The sequence below is a fragment of the Olleya sp. NP1-10 genome (assembly GCF_055804415.1).
This window is the reverse complement of record NZ_CM147840.1, coordinates 3,151,530-3,166,387: the sequence shown is the minus strand read 5'-3', so window position 1 is coordinate 3,166,387 and position 14,858 is coordinate 3,151,530. Positions and strand designations below refer to the sequence as shown.

Genomic DNA, 14,858 nt, shown 5'->3' with positions numbered 1-14,858 from the left:
TAATGAAAAATATTAAATTTACAATACTACTCATAGTTACATTATTTTTAACTGTATCATGTAGTGATGATTTTGTTGATGTCGAATCACAAAATGAAAGTTCAGAAAATTATTTCAACTCTGAAGAAGATTATCAAAATGCATTAATAGGTGCTTATGACTTATTACAGTCCACTTATTTAAATGTTATGTTAGGCGAAATAGCCTCAGATAACACATTAGCAGGAGGAGAAAGTGCTACAGATACACCTGGTATTCAGCAAATAGATGATATGATACATACACCCAATAACGAGCAGTTACGCTCAATTTGGGGTTGGATGTTTGCTGGTGTTAATCGTGCAAACTACATTTTAGAGTTTCAAGACAAAACAGATTTTACAGGTAAAGAAAATGTCATAGCTCAAGCAAAATTTTTAAGAGCATATTATTATTTTGAATTAGTAAAATGGTTTGGTGATGTGCCATTAATTGTAGACCAACGTTTTTTGTTTGGAGATCAATTTGATGTAGATAGAACACCAAAAGAACAAATCTATGCTCAAATCGAGTTAGACTTAATGTATGCTTCAGATAATTTACCTTATGTACAATCACAAATAGGACGTATAACTAAAGGTGCTGCTCAAGCATTATTAGGTAAAGTTTATTTATTTCAAGAAAAATTTGGTGATGCAGCTTTAGTATTAGAAGATTTAATTAACTCAGGACCTTACGACTTAGTAGCAGATTATTCAACCATTTTTGAAAATGATAATGAAAATAACATCGAATCTGTTTTTGAAGTGCAATATTCAGATTTAGAAGGAGCCGGTTTTGAATGTTTACAGTGTAGTGAAGGTAATGTAGCTGTCGGTTTTAATGGTATACGTAATTATGATGGTCCAGAATTTGATTCAGGTTTCAGCTTTAATATCCCAACCCAAGAGGTTGTAGATCAGTTTGAAAGCGATGATCCAAGAATTGATACAGCAATATTAGATATAGAAGCTTGGGCAGCATCAACAGGTGCAACTTATAGCACAGGTAATGAGCACACTGGATATTACAATAGAAAATATATTGCACGTCAAGGAGACTCTAATATTGGTGATCAAAATTTAACAAATCCTAATAATTACAGAGCTATTCGTTATGCAGATGTTTTATTAATGGCTGCCGAAGCTTTAAACAGAGGAGCCATTGCAGATGATAGAGCTCAAAATTATCTTAACCTAGTAAGACAACGTGCTTTTGGAGACATGGATCATAATATAACGTCAACAGGAAGTACATTAACACAAGCTATTTATCATGAGCGTCGTGTAGAATTAGTAGGAGAAGGACATCACTTTTTTGACTTAGTAAGAACAGGTCGTGCTGCTTCAGAAATTGATGGTTTTGTAACAGGAAAAAATGAATTATTTCCAATTCCTCAAATTGAAATAGAACTAACAGGTAATCGCTGGGCTCAAAATCCTGGTTATTAAAAAGTATATAAATTAATAACAAAATAGAATATGAAAAATTTCAAATACATTCTAAGTTTATTCTTAATTATAACAGCCTTTGTTGGTTGTGAAAAAGATGACGATTTACCAGATGTTAGTACATTGGCAGCACCAACTAATATTGCAGCTGTGGTAACAATTACTCAAGGTAATTCTGGTTTAGTAACTATTATACCTACAGGAGAAAACGTAGCTAAATTTATAGTTAATTATGGTGATGGATCAGCAACTGACTCAGGAGAATTGAATCCAGGAGAAAGTACCGAGCATACCTATGCAGAAGGTACTTATGAAATAGTAATTACAGCTTCAGGTATTAACGGAAAAACGACTACAGCAGTACAAACAATTGTTGTGTCGTTTCAAGCACCAGAAAACTTAGTGGTATCTATCCAGAATGATCCTGGTATTTCTAGACAAGTTAATGTAACTGCTACAGCTGATTTTGCAATATCTTATGATGTCGATTTTGGAGATGCTTCAGGTACCGTCATTACTAATACTATTGGTGAAACAACGTCTTTTGTATACGATGCAGCAGGTGTTTATACAATAACAGTTACAGCAAATAGTGGTGCAATAGAAACTATATCATACACTGAGGATTTTGAAGTTACAGAGATTTTAGCACCTTTAGTTTCAGCACCAACAGCACCTTCTAGACAACCTGAGGATGTTATTTCAATTTATTCAGGAGCTTATACAAATATTGAAGGAACAGATTTTTATCCAAATTGGGGACAACAAACAACGTTTGAAGAGGTTGATGTCGCTGGAGATTTAACTATTAAATATGGTAATTTAAATTATCAAGGTATTCAATATGGAGAAGAAGTAGATGCGTCTGCAATGGAAATGTTGCATATAGACGTTTGGACAACAGACGCTACTCAAATAGAAATTTATCCTATAAGTGTCGCTTCTGGAGAACAACAGGTAACAAAGACTTTAGTGGCTAATCAATGGAATAGTTTTGACATACCTGTATCAGATTTTACAGATCAAGGTTTAAGTGTAAACGATTTGCATCAGTTTAAGTTTGAAGGTTCAGGAACTGTTTTTTTAGATAATATTTATTTCTATAAAGAACCAGAAGTTTCTACAGTACCAAGTTTACCACTAGATTTTGAAAATTCAACTTTAATTTACACTTGGACAGGATTTGGTGATGCAGGATTTGGACCTATTCCAGCTGCAGTTATTGCTAATCCTGATGCTTCCGGAATAAATACAAGTGCTAATGTTTTAGAGTTAACTAAAACAGCAGGTGCGCAAGTTTGGGCAGGAGCTTCAATGGATTTAGATGGAGCAGTAGATTTTTCAAACGGAACAATAGTTAAAATGAAAGTATGGTCTTCAACAGCAGGCGCAACGTTCAGATTTAAATTTGAAGATTCAAATTCAACTCCAGATGCAAACGGAAACCCTACAATTGTTGTAGAAGTAGATGCAGTGTCAACAGTAACTAATGGTTGGGAAGAGCTTACATTCGACTTAACAACAGGAGCAGGATTTAGTACATCAGAGTCGTATGATACCATAGTGATTTTTCCAAATTTTGGAGCCAATGGTAACGATGATACCTATTACTTTGATGATATAATGTTAACAAACTAAAATAAAGTTAAAATGAAAAAAAGAATAATATATAATTTTAGTATACTAACTTTAATGTTAACGCTTGTTTTTGCTTGTCAAGAAGAAGATCAAACATTTGGAGACATAGTAGCGCCAAGTAATCTTGTTGTTACAGCAACAATAGTTGGTCAAGATGCGTCTAATCCTAATGGAGATGGTAGTGGATTGGTACATTTTACAACAACAGCAGACAATGCTCTAAGCTATAAATATGGTTTTGGAACCGTACAACAAAATGCACCTTCAGGAACTACTAGTTTTACATTTTCAGATTTAGGTGTTAATACATACACTGTAACTGTAGTAGCTTATGGTACAGGTGGTGTATCTACAACAAGTACGATTGATGTCGAAGTTTTAGCGACATATTCTGCTCCAGCAGATTTATTAGAGGCTTTAGTTGGAGACGGTTCTAAAACTTGGAGAATAAAATCCGAAAAGCAAAGTCATTTTGGACTAGGACCTGTAGGAGGTGAGATTGCAGCAGAATGGTATGGAGCTGCTCCAGGAGAAAAATCGGCAACTGGAATGTACGACGATCGTTTTATTTTTAACGAAGATGGTACATTTACCCACATTGTTAATAGTACCAACGATGATCCTGCTACTGATACTTCAGGAACTATTTTTGGACGTGATCCATTAGTTAATGAGTTAGGTCCACACAGTGAAACACCAAATGGAGCAGATATCGAAAATTATCCTTACCAAGATTATTCTGAAACGTGGGTAATTACAGCTCCAGGTGGAGTTGAAACTATTAATTTATCAGGTTTAGGTTTTATTGGATACTATACAGGTGGTAACCATAGATATGAAATTTTTGATAGAGCTAATCCTAATGAATTAACCATCAGAACTACTGATGGTAATAGCGAGTTTGATTGGTGGTTTATAATAACTTCTCAAGAAGAAGGTGTTTCAGACGAGCTTCAGACAATATATAATAATTTAGTTTGGTCAGATGAGTTTGATGTAGATGGAGCTCCAAATCCTGATAATTGGACCTATGATTTAGGAACAGGAGATAATGGTTGGGGAAACAATGAATCGCAAACGTATACAAATAGCTCAGACAATGTTATTGTAGAAGGTGGTAACCTGAAAATTACAGCTAAAGCTGAAGGAGGATCGTATACTTCTGCACGTCTAAAATCTATAGGCTTATATGAATTTACTTATGGTAGAGTAGAAGTTAGAGCAAAACTTCCTGCAGCGCAAGGAACTTGGCCTGCAATTTGGATGTTAGGTGCAAACTTTGAAACGGTTGGTTGGCCAAACTCTGGCGAGATTGATATTATGGAACAAACAGGTCAAGATAAAAATACAACTTTAGGGACTTTACATTATCCAGGTATGTCTGGAGGGAATGCAAATGGAAGTTCAACTACAGTTGAAACATCTACATCAGAATTCCATAATTATACTGTAGAGTGGACACCAGACGTGATTAAAATTGTAGTTGATAATGAAGTCTTCCATACTGTAATTAATTCTGATACCTTACCATTTAATGATAATTTCTTTTTCATTTTAAATGTCGCAATGGGAGGTACTTTAGGAGGTGATATTGATCCTGCTTTTACAGAAGATTCTATGGAAATTGATTATATAAGAGTTTACCAATAAATATGAAAATAAATAAATATTTTATTTTAGTTATAGTAGGTCTTCTTATTTTTTCTTGTAGAGAAAATAATGAGAAAGGCTTAGCTAAAAATGATAATAATACATCACAAGCTTCAGATATAGAAGATAAAGTTTCAGAATTACTGTCTAAAATGACCCTTGAAGAAAAAATAGGGCAAATGAATCAGTATAATGGATTTTGGGACGTTACTGGACCAGTTCCTGAAAATGGAGATCAAGCCTTAAAGTATGAGCATTTACGTAAAGGTTATGTAGGATCAATGCTTAATGTTAGAGGAGTTAAAGATGTTAAAGCAGTTCAAAAAATAGCGGTTGAAGAAACCCGTTTAGGGATTCCTTTAATTATTGGTTTTGATGTTATTCATGGTTATGAAACATTAAGCCCAATACCTTTGGCTGAGTCTGCAAGTTGGGATTTAGAAGCTATCAAAAAATCAGCAGAAGTTGCAGCTAAAGAAGCTTCTGCAGCAGGAATAAATTGGACTTTTGCTCCAATGGTTGACGTTTCAAGAGATGCACGTTGGGGACGTGTAATGGAAGGTGCAGGTGAGGATACCTATTTAGGATCTAAAATTGCTGTTGCCAGAGTTAAAGGATTTCAAAGTGATGATTTATCAACACATAATTCAATAGTTGCTTGTGCAAAACATTTTGCGGCTTATGGTTTTGCAGAAGCTGGTCGAGATTATAATACTGCAGATGTTGGAACTTCAACTTTAAATAATATAATTTTTCCGCCTTTTAAAGCAGCTAAAGATGCTGGAGTTAGGACATTTATGAATTCGTTTAACGAGCTTAACGGGATTCCTGCAACGGGAGATAAACATTTACAACGTGATATTTTAAAAGGAGAATGGGAGTTTGATGGTTTTATTGTTTCAGATTGGGGATCTATAACAGAAATGATTGCTCATGGTCATGCTAAAGATGGTAAACATGCAGCAGAGTTAGCTGTTAATGCAGGATCTGATATGGACATGGAATCTTATTTATATGTCGAAGAGTTAGCTAATTTAGTTAAAGAAGGTAAAGTAGATCCTAAATATATTGATGATGCTGCACGTCGTATTTTACGCGTAAAATTTGAATTAGGATTATTTGAAGATCCTTATAAATATTTAGACGAATCAAGAGAAAAAGAAGTTATAGGTAGCCAAGAAATACATGCTGCTGCTTTAGATATGGCTAAAAAGTCTATTGTTTTACTTAAAAATGAAAACAACCTTTTACCTCTTAAAAAAGAAGGACAAAAAATAGCTTTAATTGGTGCTTTAGCTTCAGATAAAACTAGTCCATTAGGAAGTTGGCGTATAGCAGCAAAAGATGAAACTGCTGTGTCTGTTTTAGAAGGTTTAAATAAATATACAGGCAATACAGTGACTTATGCAAAAGGAGCAGATGTTTCTATTGGTAAAAACGAGTTTGCTTTTGAAGTTAAAATCAATACTACAGATACTTCAGAGTTTGATACAGCTATTCAAACAGCCAAAAAAGCAGATGTTGTTGTGATGGTTTTAGGTGAACATGGTTTTCAAAGTGGGGAAGGTAGAAGTCGAACAGATTTAGGTTTACCAGGTGTTCAGCAAGAGCTTTTAGAAGCTATTTATAAAGTCAATAAAAACATTGTTCTAGTTTTAAATAACGGAAGACCATTGGCTATTAATTGGGCAGATCAAAACATTCCTGCAATTGTAGAGGCTTGGCAATTAGGTACTCAAAGTGGTAATGCAATAGCACAAATTTTGTATGGAGACTATAATCCTAGTGGTAAATTACCAATGACATTTCCTAGACATGTTGGCCAAGTACCAATTTATTATAATTACAAAAATACAGGACGTCCAACCTTACCTGGTAAAGATGTCGTATTTTGGTCTCATTATCAAGATGTAGCTAATACACCATTATATCCGTTTGGTTATGGATTAAGCTATACTACTTTTAACTACACTAATTTAAAAGTTTCTAACACGTATAGTAAAGATAAAAAAGTAACAGTCACTGTTGATGTAACCAATACTGGTGACGTAAAAGGTAAAGAAGTTGTACAGCTATACGTTAAAGATAATTTTGCAAGCATTACAAGACCTGTGAGAGAACTTAAAGGCTTTGAATTATTAGAATTAAAACCAAATGAAACCAAAACAGTACAGTTAACCTTAACTGAAGCAGAGCTTGGTTTTTTTGATAATCAAGGACAATATTTAGTAGAAGAAGGCGATTTTGAAGTTTATGTTGGAGGAGATTCTAACGCAAGTTTAACTTCTAAATTTAAGCTATAATGAAATTTTTAAAACTTATATTAATTGTACTTCTATTTTGGTCATGTAAAGAGGCTAAAAACAAGGATGAAAAAACTGAAACTTTTAGTTTTATAGAACAGTTTGAAGGTGATCAATTAAATTTGAACCATTGGAATTATGATCTTGGAGATGGATGTCCTAGTTTATGTGGATGGGGAAATAACGAAAGACAAATCTATACCAAACAAAACGTACAAGTAAAGGATGGTAAGCTTTTTATAACAGCAACTAAAGATTCTACTGGATATTATTCTGGTAAAATTACGACTAAAGATAAAATCCAATTTCAATATGGTACAGTTGAAGTCAGAGCAAAATTAGCTTTAGGTAAAGGCTTGTGGCCAGCATTTTGGATGTTAGGTAGTGACATAGATACCAATACTTGGCCTGCTTGTGGAGAGATTGATATTTTAGAATATGTAGGTAAAATGCCTAATCAAATTCATACGACATTACACACGCCAGACAGTCATGGTCAGTCTGTAAATACTAAAATTTCTAAAATTGAAAATATAGAAGAAGGGTTTCATAATTATAAAACTAAATGGACAAAAGATGCTATTGCATTTTATGTCGATGATGTTTTATTGTATACCTTCTCTCCAGAAATTAAAAATGATCAGACCTGGCCTTTTGATAAACCTTTTTATCTAATTTTAAACTTAGCTATTGGCGGGAATTTTGGTGGTCCAGAAGTGGACGATACCGTTTTTCCTGAACAGTTTGTTATAGATTATATAAAAGTATCTAGTCCAGAATAGTGCTACCCTAAGAACTATTAATAAAAGAGGATGTAATGTTATATTGCATCCTCTTTTTGTTTTTAAAAGGTGTTATTCAATATGTTTTAAAGCTTCTAAATTTTCAATTTTAATTTGTTTGCCTTTAGTGCTTATTAAACCTTCTTTTTTAAATTGAGATAAAATTCTAATTGCACTTTCAGTAGCTGTACCAACGATGCTTGCATAATCATCTCTAGAGAGTGTTAAAGATAAATATCCATCCTTATCAATTCCAAAATTATCATAAACGTATAATAATGTTTCTGCTAAACGTTGTTTTACTGTTTTTTGTGCCATATCTACAATACTATTGTCCGCATGTTTTAAATCTAAAGCCATACGCTTTAAAATATCCATTGAAAACTCAACATTAGTTTGTAAATTATTTAAAATTTCTTGTTTAGGTATAAAACAGACTTGCATATCATTTAAAGCTACAGCTTTTAAATTAGCTGTTTGACCGCTTACCAATGTACGTTGGCCAATCAAACCTCCTTTAATGGCTAATTTTACAACTTGGTCTTTCCCATTTTCACTAAGTTTAGTCATTTTACAAACGCCTTCCCTCACACAATAAATTCCATTTAAAACATCACCTTCTTCAAATATGACGTCTCCTTTTTTAATGGTTTTAGTTGTTTTACAGTCTGATATACGTATTAACTCTTCTTTAGTTAGGGTTCTTAAACTGTTAAATTGCCTAACAATACATTGTTCACATTTACTCATACCTTAATTTGTTGGAAGTTTACCAAAAGTTTGCAATATCTAACATGACAAATATCATATAATAAAAGCGCTTAAAATGTAACCTTTGTTACAGGTAAAAAGAGCAAATTATGGATATTAAAGTATGTTATCATTGTGGAGATAATTGTACCGACACCACTATTATTTTAGAAGACAAACCGTTTTGTTGTCAAGGTTGTAAAACAGTTTATGAGATTTTATCAGAAAGTAACCTAACGTGTTATTATGATTTACAATCCTCTCCAGGAGCTATTCCAAAAGAAATAGAGGGTAAATATGATTTTTTATCTCAAGATAAAATTATAGAAAAGTTAGTCGAGTTTTCAGACGATAAAACTCAGATTGTAACACTTTACATTCCGCATATCCACTGTAGTTCTTGTATTTGGATTTTAGAAAACCTAAATAAATTAAATCCAGCCATTACCTTATCGCAAGTTAATTTTGGAAAAAAACAGTAAGAGTATCTTACAATACCGAAGCGTTTTCGCTTAAACAATTGGTTCTTCTGTTAAGTTCTGTTGGATATGAGCCATACATAAGTTTAGACGATTATAAAACAGGACTAGAAAATGTTAACCGAAGTTTAATTTACAAGCTAGGTGTTGCAGGTTTTGCTTTTGGGAATGTTATGTTTTTGTCGTTTCCGGAGTATTTTGAGGTTAACGAGTTTTGGTTAGAACAATACAAACATGTTTTTAGATGGGTAATGTTTGCCTTTTCATTACCTGTAGTGTTTTATGCAGCTCAAGATTATTTTGTGTCTGCATACAAAGCAATAAAAACCAAAATATTAAATATTGATATTCCTATTGCACTTGGTATAGTTGTTTTATTTATAAGAAGTACTGCCGAAATAGCATTAGACCTTGGTTCTGGTTTTTTTGACAGTTTAACGGGATTAGTTTTCTTTTTGTTATTAGGAAAGTTTTTTCAGCAAAAAACCTATTCTTTTTTATCTTTTGAGCGTGACTATAAATCCTATTTCCCTATTGCAATTACTAAAATAACCAATGGTTTAGAAACACCTGTTCAGGTATATGATATTAAAAAAGGAGATCGTCTTTTAATAAGAAATCAAGAGTTGATACCTGTTGATGGTATTTTAATTAACGGAAACGCTAAAATAGATTACAGCTTTGTCACAGGTGAGTCTGAAGCGGTAAAAAAACAATCAGGAGATAAACTATTTGCAGGAGGTAAGCAAACCTCAGGTGTTATAGAAATGGAAGCTATCAAGTCTGTTGAACAAAGTTATTTAACGCAATTATGGAGTAATGATGTGTTTAATAAAAACAAAGAGGATGGTTTTACAACTTTGACCAACGCAATTAGTAAACGCTTTACAATTGCAGTTTTAAGTATTGCCTTTATCGCTACTGTAATTTGGTTGTTTTTAGATAATAGTAAAGCTTTAAATGTATTTACAGCGGTTTTAATTATTGCATGTCCTTGTGCAATTGCTTTATCTGCACCTTTTACCTTCGGAAACTTGTTGCGTATTTTAGGTAAGAAAAAATTCTACTTAAAAAATGCCTCAGTTTTAGAGCAATTAGCTCATGTTAATACATTAATTTTTGATAAAACGGGAACCATAACTTCTAACAAAAAAAGTGATGCTCAATATGAAGGTTTACCATTAAACCAAACCGAAGAAACATTACTTAAAAATACTTTAAGAGGATCTAATCACCCTTTAAGTAGAAGTTTATACGATATTTTAAAAGAAAATGCTATTGTTACTTTAGATACGTTTGAAGAACATTTAGGGCAAGGCATTGAAGCATCACACAATACGGATCACATTAAAATTGGGTCTGCTAATTTTGTTGGTTTTAAAACCGAAACAGCTTTGCTTAATACAGCTGTACATATCAGTACAAATAATAATTATAAAGGGAAGTTTACTTTTTACAACAGTTACCGTAAAGGTTTGTCTAAGTTGTTTAATACTTTAAAAAAGCATTATGATTTAGTCATTCTTTCTGGAGATAATGAAGGCGAATTAGAAAACTTAAAAAAACTACTTCCAGTAAAAACAAAATTACTTTTTAATCAAAAACCAGATGATAAGCTCGAGTATATTAAATACCATCAATCTGAAGGTGCAAAGGTGTTAATGGTTGGAGATGGTTTAAATGATGCAGGAGCGTTGGCGCAAAGTAATGTTGGGATTGCTATATCCGAAAATGTTAATGTGTTTTCACCTGCTTGTGATGCCATTTTAGATGCAAGTAAGTTTAATCAATTAGATCAATATATTAAGGCTTCTAAAAGCGCTATAAAAATTATAAAATGGAGCTTTGTATTGTCTTTTTGTTACAATGTTGTGGGATTATATTTTGCGGTAACTGGTCAATTAGCTCCTGTAATTGCTGCTATCTTAATGCCTTTAAGTTCTATTAGTATTGTTGTGTTTACAACATTAGCTACCAATTGGATTGGACGACGATTGCAGTAGGTTTTAAAGTAGAAAAACAGTCTCCATTAATTGAATAAACTATTAGTGTTAAGGCATAAGTTTCGGTATGAAAAATGACTTATGGCTGTATTTCCGCGACAGCGAAAAACAATCTTAAAATAATCTTAATTTTTTTTGATAAATCTGCTTAAACATGATAAATGTCATCTTTTAAAAAGCCCTTCTAATTTACTTTTGTAACATAACTTCTAATGGTATGAGTGTTATTTATATTTTACTTACGGTCAGTGTCATAGTGGCAATAGGCTTTTTTGCAGCGTTTATAATGGCTGTTAAAAATGGACAATTTGATGATGGTTATACACCATCTGTACGTATGCTTTTTGATGACGAATTGGTTAAAAGCAAACACACACTAACAAAAAACAATAAAAAAGACTAATCACAATTAATTATGGAAATGCAGCAATTTTATTACGATAACAAGATCGTTAAAAAGTTTCTTTATGCTACTATGCTCTGGGGAGTTGTAGGTATGCTTGTAGGACTTATTTTAGCGTTCATGTTTTTATTCCCAAACATGACTGATGGGATTTCATGGCTAAGCTTTGGTCGTTTAAGACCGTTACACACTAATGCAGTAATTTTTGCATTTGTTGGTAATGCTATTTTTGCAGGAGTGTATTACTCGACGCAACGTTTGCTTAAGGCTAGAATGTATAGCGACTTATTAAGTAATATTAATTTTTGGGGTTGGCAGTTAATTATTGTTGGTGCTGCTATTACATTACCGTTAGGTTACTCTACTTCTAAAGAATACGCAGAGCTTGAATGGCCTTTTGATATTGCTATTGCTTTAATTTGGGTAGCTTTTGGAGCTAATTTAATTGGTACGATGCTTAAGCGTCGTCAGCGTCATTTATATGTTGCGATTTGGTTTTACATAGCAACGTTTGTTACAGTAGCAGTTTTACATATTTTTAACAGTTTAGAAATGCCTGTAAGTTTTACAGGAATGAAAAGTTACTCGGTTTACGCAGGTGTACAAGATGCCTTGGTACAATGGTGGTATGGTCATAATGCGGTTGCATTTTTCTTAACGACTCCGTTTTTAGGATTAATGTACTACTTTGTACCTAAAGCAGCTAACAGACCTGTTTACTCTTATAGACTATCTATTGTACACTTTTGGTCTTTAATCTTTATATACATTTGGGCTGGACCACACCATTTATTATACACAGCTTTACCAGAATGGGCTCAGAATTTAGGAGTTGCTTTTTCGGTAATGCTATTAATGCCTTCTTGGGGAGGAATGATAAATGGATTATTAACACTTCGTGGTGCTTGGGATAAAGTGCGTGTTGATCCTGTACTTAAATTTATGGTTGTGGCTATTACTGGTTATGGTATGGCAACATTTGAAGGTCCAATGTTATCGCTTAAAAATGTTAATGCAATTGCACACTTTACAGATTGGATTATTGCACACGTACATGTTGGTGCTTTAGCATGGAATGGGTTTTTAACTTTTGGTATGATCTATTATTTAGTACCAAAATTATTTAAAACAAAATTATACTCTTTAGCATTAGCTAATCTACATTTTTGGATTGGTACGTTAGGTATCATCATGTATGCATTACCAATGTACGTTGCTGGATTTACTCAAGCTAGTATGTGGAAACAGTTTAATCCTGATGGAACTTTAGTTTATGGTAACTTTTTAGAAACAGTATCTGAAATCATACCAATGTATTGGATGCGTGCTATTGGAGGAACGTTGTATTTAACAGGAATGTTGATTTTAGTATTTAATGTTATTCAAACTATAAGAAAAGGAAGTACTGTTGAAGATGAGCTAGCAGAAGCTGCTGCATTACAACGTGTGTCTAAAAAACGTGTCGCTGGAGAAGGATGGCACACATGGTTAGAACGTAAACCAATTAGATTGACAATTGGAGCAACGATAGCTATTTTAATTGGTGGTGTGGTACAAATTGTACCAACTATAATGGTTAAATCTAATATTCCAACAATTAGCAGTGTTCAACCTTATTCGCCTTTAGAATTAGAAGGACGCGATATTTATATTCGTGAAGGTTGTGTTGGGTGTCACTCGCAAATGGTACGTCCTTTTAGAAGTGAGGTAGAACGTTATGGCGAGTATAGTAAAGCAGGAGAGTTTGTGTATGATCATCCGTTTTTATGGGGAAGTAAACGTACTGGACCAGATTTACATCGTATAGGAGGAAAGTACTCAGATAACTGGCACTTTAACCACATGTACGATCCACAAAGTACCTCTTCAGGTTCGATTATGCCTTCTTATAAATGGTTAATTAATAATACCTTAGATAAGTCACAAATTGAAGATAAAATGAGAGTTATGGTGTCTTTAGGTGTACCATATACAGAAGAAGATATTGCTAATGCTAAAGCAGAAATGTTAGCACAAGGAACACAAATAGAGAAAAACTTATATACAGATCCTGATTTTGCAAAGTCTTATGAAGCTAGTAAGAAAAAAGGTGGAGATGATTTTGTAGAAATGCGAAACAGAGAGATTGTTGCTGTAATAGCTTATCTGCAACGTCTGGGAACAGATATTAAAGTAGAACAAACAGAAGAAGAAACAACAGTACAAAACTAAACTATCATGTTAAAATTTGTGAAAAATCATTTAGAAAGTATTACAGGTGTAGAGATATATCCAATCCTTTCATTACTTATATTCTTTGGCTTTTTTGTAGTACTTTTTTGGTGGGTTATTACTGCCAAAAAAGACTACATCACTAAAGTGAGTAATATTCCATTAGAATTAGATAACCAAAACGAAACCGAAATATGAAAAATTTATTCCCATCATACATCAGAGTTCCTGTAGTGTTTTTTATCATCTTCGGAATGGTAGAGTATTTTGTAGACTCTGGTGATAAGCCTGCTTTTTTAGAGTATCCAATAATAATGTTGTTTTTACTATTAATACTATTTGTATTAATTGCAATTGAAGGTATTGTTGGTGCTATTGAAAGCGTATTATTCCAAAGTTTAGACGAAGCAGGTAAAGCACGTTACATAGCAAATGCTGCAAAAGTGCCACAGTTTACAAAGCTTAAAGCTATATATGCTAAACTTAAAGGAGACGAAACACCTATAGAGGAAGAACACGAAATTATTTTAGATCATAATTATGACGGAATAAAAGAACTGGATAACAATTTACCGCCTTGGTGGCTATATTCTTGGTATGCATCAATGGTTTTTGCAGCAATTTATTTATTTAATTTTCATGTTACAGGAAGCTCAGATACTCAGTATGAAGAATTGGATAATGAGTATGCTCAAGCTAAAATTGAAATTGAAGCTTATAAAAAGACTGCCAAAAACTTAGTAGATGTAAACTCGGTTGTTTTACTAACAGATGCTGCAGATTTATCAAATGGTAAGAAAATATTTGGAGCTAACTGTGTGGCATGTCACATGGCTGATGGAGGAGGAGGAATTGGACCAAATCTAACAGATAAATATTGGATTTTAGGAGGAGACATTAAAAGTGTGTTTAGAACAATATCTGAAGGAGGTCGATCAGGAAAAGGTATGATATCTTGGAAAAAAGAAGGGTTAAAACCAGTCGAAATGGCTCAAGTAGCAAGTTATGTATTGTCTTTACAAGGTACAACGCCAGCAAGTCCTAAAGATCCAGAAGGAGATATTTGGCAACCAGAAGGTACAGAGGATACAACCACACCAACCGAAACAATTGAAACAACAGAGGATTTAGAAATAGAAGATTCTGTTTCAATGAATGATTAAATTATAA

10 protein-coding genes and 1 pseudogene are annotated in these 14,858 nt (G+C 33.2%); 10 read left to right on the top strand and 1 reads right to left on the bottom strand.

The genetic code is table 11. From position 1 onward, the window contains the following. Positions 1-2 precede the first annotated feature (2 nt). The 5 genes from AC0L4B_RS14900 to AC0L4B_RS14880 are packed head-to-tail and all read left to right on the top strand — an operon-like array spanning position 3 to position 7,842. Entirely contained in the window at positions 3-1,469 is a 1,467-nt protein-coding gene (locus tag AC0L4B_RS14900) for a RagB/SusD family nutrient uptake outer membrane protein (protein WP_473437625.1), read from the top strand. Positions 1,470-1,499: 30 nt separating this feature from the next. Continuing rightward, complete coding sequence (locus tag AC0L4B_RS14895; protein WP_473437624.1) at positions 1,500-3,107, top strand: hypothetical protein; 1,608 nt, start codon at positions 1,500-1,502, stop codon at positions 3,105-3,107. Between the two features lie 12 nt (positions 3,108-3,119). Then, entirely contained in the window at positions 3,120-4,757 is a 1,638-nt protein-coding gene (locus AC0L4B_RS14890; RefSeq protein ID WP_473437623.1) for a glycoside hydrolase family 16 protein, read from the top strand. A 2-nt stretch (positions 4,758-4,759) separates the two neighbouring features. Then, on the top strand, positions 4,760-7,060 hold the full coding sequence (gene bglX / locus AC0L4B_RS14885; protein WP_473437622.1) for a beta-glucosidase BglX: 2,301 nt from the start codon (positions 4,760-4,762) through the stop codon (positions 7,058-7,060). Further along, positions 7,060-7,842 carry a glycoside hydrolase family 16 protein gene (locus tag AC0L4B_RS14880; protein ID WP_473437621.1) on the top strand — a complete coding sequence of 261 codons (783 nt, stop codon included), beginning with the start codon at positions 7,060-7,062 and terminating at the stop codon, positions 7,840-7,842. Before bglX ends, AC0L4B_RS14880 begins: the two co-directional genes overlap by 1 nt. A 72-nt stretch (positions 7,843-7,914) precedes the next feature. Here the strand turns inward: AC0L4B_RS14880 and AC0L4B_RS14875 are convergent, their stop codons facing one another. Beyond that, positions 7,915-8,592 (bottom strand): Crp/Fnr family transcriptional regulator, encoded by a 678-nt coding sequence (locus AC0L4B_RS14875; protein WP_473437620.1) that lies wholly within the window; start codon positions 8,590-8,592, stop codon positions 7,915-7,917. Between the two features lie 110 nt (positions 8,593-8,702). Here AC0L4B_RS14875 and AC0L4B_RS14870 point away from each other — a divergent pair. The 5 genes and pseudogenes from AC0L4B_RS14870 (at position 8,703) to AC0L4B_RS14850 (ending at position 14,851) form a co-directional block, all read left to right on the top strand. Then, positions 8,703-11,074: pseudogene (locus AC0L4B_RS14870) on the top strand (heavy metal translocating P-type ATPase). Positions 11,075-11,291: 217 nt separating this feature from the next. Next, complete coding sequence (gene ccoS, locus AC0L4B_RS14865; RefSeq protein WP_473437619.1) at positions 11,292-11,477, top strand: cbb3-type cytochrome oxidase assembly protein CcoS; 186 nt, start codon at positions 11,292-11,294, stop codon at positions 11,475-11,477. Positions 11,478-11,489: 12 nt separating this feature from the next. Next, positions 11,490-13,688, top strand: coding sequence for a cytochrome-c oxidase, cbb3-type subunit I (gene ccoN / locus AC0L4B_RS14860; protein ID WP_473437618.1), 2,199 nt, complete (start codon positions 11,490-11,492; stop codon positions 13,686-13,688). 6 nt (positions 13,689-13,694) lie between these two features. Further along, positions 13,695-13,886, top strand: a complete 192-nt coding sequence (locus AC0L4B_RS14855; RefSeq protein WP_028291035.1) for a cytochrome c oxidase subunit IV — start codon at positions 13,695-13,697, stop codon at positions 13,884-13,886. Next, entirely contained in the window at positions 13,883-14,851 is a 969-nt protein-coding gene (locus AC0L4B_RS14850; protein WP_473437617.1) for a cbb3-type cytochrome c oxidase N-terminal domain-containing protein, read from the top strand. Before AC0L4B_RS14855 ends, AC0L4B_RS14850 begins: the two co-directional genes overlap by 4 nt. Positions 14,852-14,858: the final 7 nt, after the last annotated feature.

What these genes read in the sequence shown, in the direction of transcription:
- AC0L4B_RS14895 (WP_473437624.1), top strand. Translation starts at nt 1,500, where the DNA reads ATGAAAAATTTCAAATACATTCTAAGTTTATTCTTAATTATAACAGCC.
- AC0L4B_RS14850 (WP_473437617.1), top strand. Translation starts at nt 13,883, where the DNA reads ATGAAAAATTTATTCCCATCATACATCAGAGTTCCTGTAGTGTTTTTT.
- AC0L4B_RS14880 (WP_473437621.1), top strand. Translation starts at nt 7,060, where the DNA reads ATGAAATTTTTAAAACTTATATTAATTGTACTTCTATTTTGGTCATGT.
- AC0L4B_RS14875 (WP_473437620.1), bottom strand. Translation starts at nt 8,592, where the DNA reads ATGAGTAAATGTGAACAATGTATTGTTAGGCAATTTAACAGTTTAAGA.
- bglX (WP_473437622.1), top strand. Translation starts at nt 4,760, where the DNA reads ATGAAAATAAATAAATATTTTATTTTAGTTATAGTAGGTCTTCTTATT.
- AC0L4B_RS14890 (WP_473437623.1), top strand. Translation starts at nt 3,120, where the DNA reads ATGAAAAAAAGAATAATATATAATTTTAGTATACTAACTTTAATGTTA.
- AC0L4B_RS14900 (WP_473437625.1), top strand. Translation starts at nt 3, where the DNA reads ATGAAAAATATTAAATTTACAATACTACTCATAGTTACATTATTTTTA.
- ccoN (WP_473437618.1), top strand. Translation starts at nt 11,490, where the DNA reads ATGGAAATGCAGCAATTTTATTACGATAACAAGATCGTTAAAAAGTTT.
- ccoS (WP_473437619.1), top strand. Translation starts at nt 11,292, where the DNA reads ATGAGTGTTATTTATATTTTACTTACGGTCAGTGTCATAGTGGCAATA.
- AC0L4B_RS14855 (WP_028291035.1), top strand. Translation starts at nt 13,695, where the DNA reads ATGTTAAAATTTGTGAAAAATCATTTAGAAAGTATTACAGGTGTAGAG.